Annotated in this window: 9 protein-coding genes; all 9 read right to left on the bottom strand. The window is 35.3% G+C overall.

Annotated features, from left to right (window positions below):
• On the bottom strand, nt 1-351 hold a 351-nt coding region (locus ADA01nite_RS20195), incomplete at its 3' end, for a hypothetical protein (RefSeq protein WP_146812237.1).
• Between the two features lie 237 nt (nt 352-588).
• Nucleotides 589-2,115, bottom strand: coding sequence for a hypothetical protein (locus ADA01nite_RS20200; protein ID WP_146812238.1), 1,527 nt, complete (start codon nt 2,113-2,115; stop codon nt 589-591).
• Nucleotides 2,116-2,235: 120 nt separating this feature from the next.
• Nucleotides 2,236-2,445 carry a hypothetical protein gene (locus tag ADA01nite_RS20205; protein WP_146812239.1) on the bottom strand — a complete coding sequence of 70 codons (210 nt, stop codon included), beginning with the start codon at nt 2,443-2,445 and terminating at the stop codon, nt 2,236-2,238.
• A 74-nt stretch (nt 2,446-2,519) separates the two neighbouring features.
• Nucleotides 2,520-5,444, bottom strand: coding sequence for a type I restriction endonuclease subunit R (locus tag ADA01nite_RS20210; RefSeq protein ID WP_146812240.1), 2,925 nt, complete (start codon nt 5,442-5,444; stop codon nt 2,520-2,522).
• Nucleotides 5,413-6,738, bottom strand: coding sequence for a restriction endonuclease subunit S (locus tag ADA01nite_RS20215; protein WP_146812241.1), 1,326 nt, complete (start codon nt 6,736-6,738; stop codon nt 5,413-5,415). Before ADA01nite_RS20215 ends, ADA01nite_RS20210 begins: the two co-directional genes overlap by 32 nt.
• 1 nt (nt 6,739) lies before the next feature.
• Nucleotides 6,740-8,746, bottom strand: coding sequence for a type I restriction-modification system subunit M (locus ADA01nite_RS20220; RefSeq protein WP_146812242.1), 2,007 nt, complete (start codon nt 8,744-8,746; stop codon nt 6,740-6,742).
• Between the two features lie 129 nt (nt 8,747-8,875).
• Nucleotides 8,876-9,673, bottom strand: a complete 798-nt coding sequence (locus ADA01nite_RS20225) for a hypothetical protein (RefSeq protein WP_146812243.1) — start codon at nt 9,671-9,673, stop codon at nt 8,876-8,878.
• Between the two features lie 43 nt (nt 9,674-9,716).
• Nucleotides 9,717-11,630 carry an N-6 DNA methylase gene (locus ADA01nite_RS20230; RefSeq protein WP_146812244.1) on the bottom strand — a complete coding sequence of 638 codons (1,914 nt, stop codon included), beginning with the start codon at nt 11,628-11,630 and terminating at the stop codon, nt 9,717-9,719.
• A 90-nt stretch (nt 11,631-11,720) separates the two neighbouring features.
• Complete coding sequence (locus ADA01nite_RS20235) at nt 11,721-12,035, bottom strand: DUF2325 domain-containing protein (RefSeq protein ID WP_146812245.1); 315 nt, start codon at nt 12,033-12,035, stop codon at nt 11,721-11,723.
• Between the last annotated feature and the right edge of the window lie 380 nt (nt 12,036-12,415).

Below are 12,415 nucleotides of genomic sequence, written 5' to 3' on the forward strand. Positions count from 1 at the left end.
AATATGGAATAAAACATGAGGAGATTTATATTTTTTAGTTCCCTGAAAAATACTACCCTTTTTGCTACTATAGTTAATATGATACCCTGACTTAAATTGAAAAAATACAGCACGTGGTTTATACAGGCCCAAGGATGGGATTATAACCTTAACATCCCATCCCTTGTTTTTCTCTTCTGTTAATGGTATTCCTAATGCGTAAGGAGGTTTTAGAGATGGTGAGGCTCCAGACAAATGCATATATAATTTAGTTATAGGAAAAGAAAGCCATAGTAAACTAGAAAAAAAATCAGCGACATCAAGAATTTCTTTAGTTAAATTAAGTTCGAAGGTTTTTTCATTTAGTTTCATATTAGACTCCAATCTACCCTAAATTAAATATTCATAAATTTAAAAGGAATATTTTTCAATTAATATATTTTCATATCAAGTAATATTAGCACAGTAAAATAGTATCATATCCTTACAAATGATTGGTTATGTTATTAAAAATTTTGGTAATTATAATAAAATAAAAGCTAAAAATCAAATGTATATTTACTGCATTCAGTAAACATACAATGAAATTTAGCTCCCATTTTAGATATATTAATCTACTGCTTCACATAAGTTTTCATACCATAATTTATTATCAAGCCCTCTCTGGTCATCTACAGGAATAATTTCTAAATTATTTGTAGATGAAAGCCTAAGCTTTGATTGATATTCCCTCTTCAAAGTTGTTACATTTCCCACACCGTAATGAGCAATAAATATTTTTTTGTTTTCTTCTTCAGCTAAACTTCTTAGCATGCCATTTATATGTCCATCATCTCCCCCAAATCCATACCCAATGATACATATAATATCTGACTGAGCAAAGCGATCATATAAGTCTACGTAACGTCTGGACATCGACACCGAAGTTAAAGGTTTTATTCCACTTTGTGTAAATATAAATGGCACTAGTATGTGCTTCTCTTTCTGCTCCTCTCCCTCATAATAAATACTGTTTAAATAAGGGTCATAATATTCATGTACACTTCCATTTAAATGATATACTGGAACCTCATCTAAATTCACTTCTTTTAGGATTAGTTCAACAAAGTTGTTATAATTAGTTGTACCAATGGCATGTATTTCAAATTTATCACTTAACGCAAGTAAATCATGGTAGTACCCTGGCCCATATTTTAATTTTTCTTTGTCTATATCCACGTTTTCTTTTATATAACGACGAACTGTGTGCAAAAATATTGATATTCTTGTAAACTTAGCCCATTGTGCCTTAGGATTATAAAGATAGCGAAAGTGACTATCAATAAGCGCCTGATAATCTAGAGCTTGAGAATAAATTTCCTCTAGAATTCTTTTTCCTAGTTCCGCAAACACGTCTGCTAATTTAAAAGACTCATCTATCGGAACTGGCTGTTCTTCTATTACAATCTCCATTCCAGTTTGTCCTACTCCCTGATAATTCAAATTAAAAATTCCAGATAAGTCATCAAATACAGATAATTCATCAGGTGCTTGCTCAAAAAGCTCTTCATTTAAACGTGAAACCAAATTTTGCCCACATGCTCCTACTAATAGTTCTAAAAAAGCACGAACTACTCTCTTTAAATTTCTATTTTGCTGGTTGAATTCCAGGACTTTCAAAAAGGCAGAGAAAAATTCAGAATCAAATAGCTTTACTTTTTCAGCTAACTTTTCATTAAGTTTAATAACTTGACCATATAATACAGCACCAAACTCAATTCCCGTTTCCTCATAAAATTTCTCCCTAATGATTTCTTCTGATATATCCCAATTGGATAGTATTTTATTAACGTTTTCATCAAAATCATCTAAAAAACCAAGAATATTTCCTCTTCTATATTCTAAGCTAGAGGCAATTAAACCTTCGAACTCTCCTTTCCCAAATACATGAAGCCTTTTAGTTTGATAGTTTTCAGGTAGCCACTTTGCAGCATATACCGATGTAGGGGATATAGACTGAACCTGCTTTCTAAAATCCTCCTTATCTGTTTCTGAAGAACTCCTAAAAATCTCTAGAGCAAATTTCCCACCTGAAGGAAGACCATAGCTAATCTCTGCTCCTGCACCAAAAAAGAAAGATATCTTCGGTTTCGACATGTTTATATGCCTCCATAAACTGAGTTATTAATCAAATTTTATGACGGTAATTAAACTAAAAAGATAGCTAAGGTGCAGGCTTTGAACTTGCACCTTGAAATTTAAATTGAGTACTTTCAATTATTTTAAAGATGTCACTACAGAATATTCATCATGGAATAAAAACATTTGCTGGCCATCTACTTCAATCATAATTCCACCGCCTTGATCTTCATCCTTAACAACAGTATAGGTATCTCGTTTCAGGTTACGGGCTTTTTTTCGCTCAGGCTTTTCTTGAATAACTTCACCAACTACAGCTTTTCTACTAACTAAATTGTTTTTATCCATATCCTCTATCCTTTCAAATGAAATTAATTTGGTTCTTTATATCTTTATCTATAAAATAATTAAACTTTTTAGAACTAAAAACGATAATCCGATTCAAAAAGCTTATCCGTATACCACTGGCGGAACTCTTCATTCTCCGTAAACTTTTGATACATATCAAATTGATCAAACATATAGTCTTGGAACACTTCTCCCAAAATACGAGTAAATGTAATTTTCGCATTTTGACGATCAGAGAATTTTTTCGTGTTTTGATATTCCTCATTTTCCGCCACTTTTTGAGGCAATTCCTCTAACATAAAACGACGAACGGAATCATTCTCCGTAATGTTTGTTCCAAATCGTTCATTAAACTCGCGTACAATGTCACTCAAATATTCCATTTTTGGGTCTCTCACTTCGCCAGTACCAACTGTAGGAGCGGGTGCAAGCCCTGTTTCCCCTTCCAACGTTATGTTCTGCATTTCCTTCTGATCAATTCGGTAGCTATCAAGGTCAATGGCATCTAGAATTCCCTCCGATAAATCATCGTCTGTTAGCTTCGGTAGCTTTGGTAACAAGAAACGAAGCGTTGTTGCTAAAGCTGTCCAATCAGGGCGATTGTACGGTAGAATTTGTGATAAAAATTGATATGTCCGTGTAAATGATCGAGCTTGTGTCTTAAACTTCACTTGATCATCATACGGTAACTGTTTAAAACGTTCGACCATTGCCTCTAATTTTGGATCAATTTCCTCCCGTCCTGCCCCATCAATATATAACTCGATAATTTTCATTATTTCATTTTCTGTATAAACTTGGGCCTCATTCAACTCATCTTGTAGGTCATTAAGACGATTCGGATCAGTTTCTTCACTTAAAATTGTTGTTTTATAATACGGATCAAAAGCTTTTCGAATATCCTCAGCACTATTCACAAAATCTAATACAAATGTATCCTTTTTGTATGGCTTGTATGCCCGATTTAAACGTGACAAAGTTTGAACTGCTTTTACATCACTAAGCTTCTTATCAACATACATTGTATGAAGAAGAGGTTGGTCAAAACCTGTTTGATACTTCTCTGCAACAATCAAAAAGCGATATTTATCCTTTTTAAATTCTTTTGGAATATTTTCGCCTGGAAATCCATTCATAGATGCCTCATCATATGTCTTTCCATTCAGCTCACGACTTCCTTCAAATGCAATAAGTGCTTGAATGTCTACTTTTCGCTCCTTTAAAATCTTGTCAAACGCCATCTTGTAACGAATTGCACTAATAACCGAATTGGTAACAATCATGGCTTTTGCCTTGCCATTAATTTTTCTTGGTAAATATACCTTATCAAGAAAATGATCAATCATAATATTGGCTTTCTTTTCAATTGCCAGTTCATTCGTCTCTACAAAATGACGCATTTTCATTTGCGCACGTTTGCTATCATATTGCGGATCATCCTCAACCGTTTTGTATAGCTTAAAGTAGCTTTCATAGGTAGTATAATTCTGTAGTACGTCTAAAATAAATTCTTCTTCAATAGCTTGTTTCATACTGTAGTTATGAAAAGGAAGGAAGGTTCCATCCGGCTGCTTTTCGCCAAATAGTTCAAGTGTCTTATTCTTAGGGGTTGCGGTAAAAGCAAAATAACTAATGTTTGAAGGTATACGATGACTTTCAACAAATTCATTAATTTTGTCTTCTAACGTTTTTTCTTCGTCATCATTTTTTTCTGTTTTTGATAGGGCTGCGTTTAGTTTTCCTGCTGTATTCCCACCTTGGGAGGAGTGTGCTTCGTCAATAATAAGGGCAAAACGATAATTACTGAGCTGCCCGACATCCTGAACAATGACAGGAAACTTCTGTATGGTAGTTACAATAATTTTCTTTCCAGCTTCTAAGTAAGTACGAAGTTCACTACTTTTAGTTGCAGCGCCAACCACACCATCTACATGTGCAAATTGTTTAATATTATCTCGAATCTGTTTATCAAGTACTTTGCGGTCTGTTACAACAATCACGCTATCAAATACGTTATTCTCACCCAATATATCTTTTTGTTCAACAAGTTGATGGGCAAGCCATGTAATCGAGTTACTCTTTCCTGAGCCGGCACTATGCTGGATAAGATAACGGTGTCCTGTCCCATCCATTCTTGCTTTTTCCAAAAGCATGCGTACTACCTGTAATTGGTGATAACGTGGGAAAATAAGCTTTCTCGATATTTTTTTTGTCTCTTCATCTTTTTCTTCCAACAACTGAGCAAACTTTTCAATAATGTTAGCTAGACTATCAATTTCAAGTACTTCTTTCCAAAGGTAATCCGTTCTTAGTCCGTTCGGATTTGGTGGATTTCCCTTCCCATAGTAGTGTCCTTTGTTAAATGGTAAGAAAGAAGTGTTTTTTCCTTTCAGTTCAGTTGTCATATATACTTCTTGTTCATCGACTGCAAAATGGACAAGGCAACGGCCTAATTCAAACATTGGCTCCTTTGGATCACGGTCTTCCCGGTATTGGCGAATAGCATCAATAACCGACTGTTTGGTAATACGATTCTTCAATTCCATTGTTACAACCGGTAGCCCGTTTATAAATAACACCATATCAAGCGATTGACTTGGTGTTTTCTTTGAGAAATGAACCTGGCGCATAACCGAGAAAATATTAGACCGGTAATTTTGAATAGATTGTACGTTTAAAATAGAGGCAGGCTTTTTATAGAATAGTATAAGTTTAACCTCACCATCGCGGATACCCTCGCGTAGCACCTTAACGATGCCCTTTTTCTTTATTTGATCACTTATACGCTTAAAGAAACGTTGTTCGAATTGTGCGCCGTTACGTTTTTTCAACATATCGAGTGCTTCTTTTTGCGTTGTTTCAAGGAACTGCAATAGCAGTTCCTTATCGACACAAAAATCAGCATTGTAATCCGTATTTATTCGTTTTATATATCCAGAATCTAAAAGATGCTGCTCAATGGTTTCCTCAATTCCCCGTTCCGACATATCCGTAAACATCCTCGTTACTCCTTTTCTGTTCCAAGTCTAATATTGCAATTCTCCCCATCACAGCTTCCGTAATTAACTTTTTCTTATAGTCTTGAATTAGAGCAATTTGGCTTTCTATTGTCCGAATATAATTCTCAATTTTATCTATTTCACTACGAAGATAGATTACTATTTCTTTTTGTTCATGAAGTGGTGGGCAAATTATTGGGATATCAAAGAAATTATCTGAATAAAGTCTTAATCTTGAAGAATGTATGCCCTTTGATCTAACTGTATACTCCGCAATATAAGCTTTTGTTCTAAGCAAGTAGTCTAAATAAGAAGGAATAAATAACTCTGTATTCCTTAATCTATATACACCATAGGACGAACTAACAATGCCATGATGTTTTGAAACACCAATTCCTCCTGCCCAAGCCCACATAATATTGCATACGATATCATTAGGAGAACAAAGTTTATAGCCTATGTAACTTTCAGCTAGAAACATGTTAATATTTTTCTCGGAACGTGGTGTGACCCCCGTAATATGGGAAACAGATAACAATTCCTCTTCTCCTGTACTTGATCGTTCATCTACCTCATAAAAATAATACTTTGCACGTTTAACTTCCCAATGATAAGGAATTTTTTTCATCCATTTAATAGGAGAATCCTTAAGTTTAATATTAGAATTTAAGCCTTGCAATATCACATTATCAATTAATGATTGTTTAGCTGAATTTAATAACTCAATTTGCTTCTCCTTAATTAAAAGCATGTTGTTAATCTGTTTTACCTTCTCATCTAAAAAATTAACTATCTCTCTTTGTTCATGAATTGGGGGAACTACAACGTAATTATTTAATAGCTCCCTGGCAGTTAAATTGCTCCTAACCCCTCCACCCAAGATATTAAAAACGTTATTATAGTATAAATGGAGATAGAAATAATAGAAAAATTTGTTATTTTGTTTATCATTTTGCAATATTATATAAACTGGACTTACTATACCTTCATATTCGGAATATCCTACACGACTCGTTTTTATATTTTCTAAGTCAATTAACTTAAATACCAATTCATTTTTCTTTAAAATTTGATATGTCTCAAATTCTTTAGGTTGCAAACCCTCACTGTCATCTTTACTTCTCTTAATTACTCCTTTCATTGTCAAAGCTAATCTTTCGTATTTTTCATGTTCTATACCGCAAATTCTTTTTACATTTTTAAATATATATTTTCCTTTTTTTACCTCCCAATGTTTAGGAATCTTTCCTATCCATTCTATTCCACTTTCTTTATAACTTAAATTACTTATCATTTTATTTCACCTTCTCTAAGATTTCATGAAGCATTCCCGCTGAGTCTTTTTCTATTTTTAATAACTTTTCATATATATCTTCAAGGCTCTCAGGCTCTTGGTACTTATAAAAATACCTATTAAATGAAACTTCATAACCAACTAAATTTTTACTGTAATCAATCCAAGCATCTGGTACATAAGGAAGTACTTCGCGTTTAAAATACTCATTAATATCTTCCTGTAACGGTATATTTTCTATGTCACGCAACTCTGGGTCTGGCTCATATAATATTTCTGTTTTTGTTTTCTTTTTAATAACTGCTGCCGCCTGCTCATCACGCTCGGTAAAAAAATTAAGCAACTTTTTCATATCGTTTTTGGATACCTTCATACCCTCAGCTTTCAAAGCAGACTCAAATTGCTTGATTACAACATTAAAATCCATATGCTTTTCAAAGCCAAACGTTTCTTTCAACAGAATCATAAGTCTATCAGTTATAGATAAAATTCCTTTGTATTTTTTTACCTCCGCTTTAATAGTAAACAAAGCTGCTTTAATTCTTTCGTCTGTTACCTGCATGGCAAGGCGGAGCGGCCGTTCTACTGTAATTTTGGTATATCCAAACTCCTCATTTGCAAAGATTTTTGATTCTGGCGTTTCTTTAAAGTTCTTATATACTTCAAGAATTTTAGTAACGTGTTCTTCGGTTAATTCATTGCCCTTTTGACCAAGATTTTTACGCATTTTTTGATACCAATTCGTTGCGTCGATTAATTGGACTTTACCTTTACGTTCTGGTGATTTGCGGTTAGTAAGCACCCAAATATATGTGGCAATACCAGTGTTGTAAAACATATTATTTGGTAAAGCAATTAACGCCTCAAGCCAGTCATTTTCAATAATCCATTTGCGTATGTTACTCTCCCCTTGTCCAGCATCTCCCGTAAACAGTGCTGACCCGTTGTGAATAGTTGCAATTCGACTGCCAAGTTCTGTACTTTCTTTCATTTTAGAAAGCATATTAACCATGAAAAGAAGCTGTCCATCACTGGAACGTGGAACGCCCATATGGAAACGTGGATCATCAATTTTTCCGGTTTCCTTGTCTGTTATTTCTTCTAAGTCCACTTTCCAACTTTTACCGTACGGCGGGTTCATAATCATAAAATCAAATTTCATATCAGGGAATCTGTCTCTGGATAAGGTAGAACCATATTTAATATTTTCAGGGTCTTTGCCTTTGATCATCATGTCTGACTGGCAGATCGCAAAGGTCTCCGGTTGAACTTCCTGACCATAAAGCTCAAGTTTCACTTTTTTCCCCTGCTTCTCTGCAATCCTGGTTAAAAAAGCTTCTGACTCTGTCAGCATCCCACCTGTACCACAGGCCCCGTCGTACATTACATATGTAGTGCTTTCAATTTTGTCTTGAATAGGCTCAAATAGGAGATGTGTCATCAACCCAACAACATCGCGTGGCGTGAAGTGTTCCCCGGCCTCCTCGTTATTTTCCTCATTGAAGCGGCGAATTAACTCCTCAAATACATAGCCCATTTCTAGATTTGTTAACTCTTCTAGCTTTACTTTTGGGTCTATATACTTCTCAACAAGTTTATAAAGCACATTGGCTTCTTCTAATGTTTCCAGCTGGTTATGAAACTTAAATTTCTGTACGATCTCCCGCATATTAGGGCTAAATGCAGCAAGATAAGCTTCGAAATTTTCCCGAAGTTGGCTTGGCTCATCAAGTAGGCGACGCAGTGTAAACTTAGATGTATTATAAAAGACATATCCAGACGCTTTACGAAGAGCTAAATCTTGATTTGTAATTCCTCTTTCATTTAAGAATTCATGGGTTCGCTCTACCTCAGCTTTTGTTGGTTCTAACAATGCATCGATACGACGAATTACAGTCATGGGAAGAATAACATCACGGTATTTCCCACGCACGAGTACATCACGCAGTACATCATCCGCTATTCCCCAAATAAAGCTAATAATTTCATTTATTTTAACGTTGTTCACATGAACCCCTCCTAATTCTCTAGTTATTCACATTCAAGGTCAATTTTACTATAATTTTCGATTATGTTACTTCTAAATTTTCCCATACGAGTATTGGACGCTACATTCGTTTGATTTGACTCGTTTTATTTATAATTTTTCAAGCCTTTGTTTTAATATTTCCTTCATCCAGGAATAAAGAGCGTGATAGTTGTTCTCCAAATTCTTAGCATCTAAATACATGCTCTTAAACTTAAAGGTATCACGACGCACCTGACGTAAGCTAACAGCATGCTTATGCAATATAAGGGCCATTTGCACTGTATCATGCTGAATTTTCTTAAGTTCCCATCCCTCATCTTCCGCCTTTAATGCATATAAAGAAGGACTTCCAGAAGTAAGGATGTCAACCTCCCATTTATAATGCAAATCCAGGCGTTGCATGAACCTCTCACGTAAAATCTCAAACCATGCCATTGCCCACCGACTGGCAAAATAAATTCTAGGCGCTTTTTGCTCATGTCCATCGCAGCCGCCTGTTACAAGGATACCAGCTTCACTCATTGCTTTTAGCAAAAGAGCTATCCCAGGATCAAAGTTTAGCGTATTAAAACGCAAACCATGATTACGTTTAGTAAAACCACGCCAACCATGATATCCATATGGAATATAATAGTTAGCCCGACGCTTTGGTTTTTTCATAATACTTAATGCTAGATGATTAGGGATATGGGGGACAAGAATTTGAATCTCCCATCCGTTATAGAGTGCAGGAACACCAGCACGCTCTAAAATTTTCCGAACTACATTCATATCTTCCAAACCATTACCGGGCGAGAAAATCAAGCGATCGCCTTGAACCTTCACTAAAAATCCGTGTGCTAAAAAAGCTTCCCCTAACTTTTCAGCCGCACTCATTGTCTCGATTTGTAATAATGTTATACTCATCTTCCCAACACCCTCCTTATCCCTTCATCGTGCCATATAGTTGCTATTCAATAATGTTCATAATCCCCATATCCTCGTACAGTTTTCTATACTGTTCCTTATGTTTTCGTTCCGCAGCCGCAATTGTTTCTTTCAGCTCTCGATCTGCTTCCATAAAGTCGGCACTTAGCTTCTGTTGCTGTGCAAGTGACAGTAACAAAATTGGTAGTTTCTCAATATCTTTATGGCTAATCATACTGATAGCCGCTCCCTTCTGATGAAGGCTAATGTAATAACGACCAATGGGGCTTTCTAAAAAGGCTTTAATATATCCACTATCAACATTACGCCCTGGCCGAATACCAATAAAGTTACTGGATAAAATCAATTTTTCATGAGTTGGCGGTATAATCGCAATCTTAAAGAAGAGACCTCGACTTGATAAAATGACATCACCTGGCTGTACTTCGTAAGAACGTATTTTTTTCTTGTCATCCAGATAAATTGGGGTTAACGTATCAAACAAGATTTGACCATCCTGCACATCAGCTAAATTAATTAGTTTATGCGTATACTCAGTATCCATAGTAAATTCTTTGGCAGAAGGTGTATTAAGCCCCCTAAATACGTTAGCTATATCACCCAATTCTACTTTTGGGAAATCCAATGCTTCATACTGGCTCCAATTCACTTGAACCGTCCCAATTGGTGTTTCAATCTCTGCACTGCCAAAGTAACGTTTAGGATTCAACATCCATTCATTTTCTTTTAATTCGCTTAGGGAAACTATACGACTATATTGCTCAATTTCTGCTTTCATCTGATAAGTATGTACGATCTTATCAATATCTTGTGTTCGAAGGATATGTTTCGCCCTCCGCTTTAAGTAATCTTGGTCAGCCTGGATCATTTGTACTTTTCCACGATGTTCCATTTGCTTGGCTTTATTAAAAAGAAGAATTACAACAGGAATGCCTGAGCCTACATAAAGGTTGCTAGGCAGATGAATAACCGCATCAATTAAATCTTCTTTCAAAAGTTCCTCTCGAATACGTTGGTCAGGCCCACCACGAAAGAGTACACCAGGAGGTACAATAACCGCCGCCTTTCCTTTTTCGTTCATAGAAGCCACAGCATGTTGAACAAAAGCCATATCACCCGAGGCAGCGCTAGGAATTCCAAAACGAAAGCGTCCATATAAGTCTTCTTCTGCTGCTTTTCTTCCCCAACGACTTAATCCAAAAGGTGGTTCCATTATGACGTAATCAAATTTTTTAAGCTGTTTATCGTTCTCTTTCCATAAGGGATCAATAATAACGTCACCAAGCTTTAAATTTAAATCATAAATTCCATGCAAAATAAAATTCATCTTACTTAGTGCTAAAACTCTGCTGTTAACTTCCTGTCCATATAATTGGACCTCACCGCTTTGGATACGTGCATACTCATATGCTTTCACAAGGAACTGTGCAATACCAGCTGTTCCGTCATATACAGTTCCATTTTTTATTTCAAGCAAACGGGTCAATAAATCTGGAATTTCAGGGGGAGTTACCAAATCGCCTGCTCTACCTTCTCTGTCAGAGAAAAAGGAGAAAAGGAAATCAGCAAAATCCCCAGCCTCTTTTCCTAAAGGAAGACGTTCAACTATCGTCATAATCCGGAAGAGAGTTGCATCTTCTTGAGTTTCTGTTAACATCCCAAACGGAAATATTGTAAACACACCATCTAATGCTGGGTTTTCCTCTTCCAGTACTTTAAAAGCCTTATCTAGGCGTTTTCCAAGATTAAATCCATCAGCCCGAAGAGCATTCCATCGTAATTCTGTAGGTATATGGAAAGGATGGTCATCACTTTCATTAAGATACCTAAACGTATTGAGAACAAAAAATCGATACTTCATTTCTTCGATAGTAAAAGAGTTTCGAAGTAAATCTAGCGCTTCATAGACTTCTTTTTGAACTTCTTGCATATCCATTATATATTCCTCCTTTATTTTTTGAATTTAATTTTATTATTTTTAAAAAGTAAAGTATTTACTTTATTTGAAGTAACCATAAAAAAATGACTACATTGCCTTCTTTTCAATTTTAAGTAAATCATATGCACGTTCTAAAGCCTGAGTAGCACCTAACCCCTTTTGATAAATGACAGGTTTGCTATGCTCTTTTGAAAGGCTCTTTACATCCCACATACTATGATGTGAGCAAGCATTTAACATAATAATAACACAGTCAGACTTGCGCACCAACGGTTCAAACATCTTTTTTCCGTCTTTTCTTTTGTTATGTGCCGAGTGAAAAAGGATTCTTATTCCTCTTTCCTTTGCTTTACGTTCAAATGCTTGCTTAGTATGTCCCCCAATGACTAAAACAGTCTTCATCTTAGATTCCTCCTGGATAAAGATTCATCTAGATGATATATCTTGCTGACCTATAACCAATATACACCAATGCAAACGATTTGTAAAGTAAAGATTTTACTCTTTTTAAAAAGTTATTTTATTTTTAGAAGGTAGGAAGGGTTCCTTTACTAAAAACTTATTTAATGGCTTTGAAGTTGATTTATTTTTTAACTAAATTATGTATTCTTTGCTCTCACAGCGTCATCACGAGTCCTTTCGGCTTCTTTTTTATTAATATTCGGTACAGCCACGTTGGCTTACTCCTTTCAGATACCTAGTCAAACGTATATACTTAATACATCGTTATATACCCATATTTTTTCTAATATAACTACCATCTGCTTAATTACTTAAAAATT

The sequence above is a fragment of the Aneurinibacillus danicus genome (assembly GCF_007991215.1).
In the GTDB taxonomy this organism is placed as follows: Bacteria; Bacillota; Bacilli; order Aneurinibacillales; family Aneurinibacillaceae; genus Aneurinibacillus; species Aneurinibacillus danicus.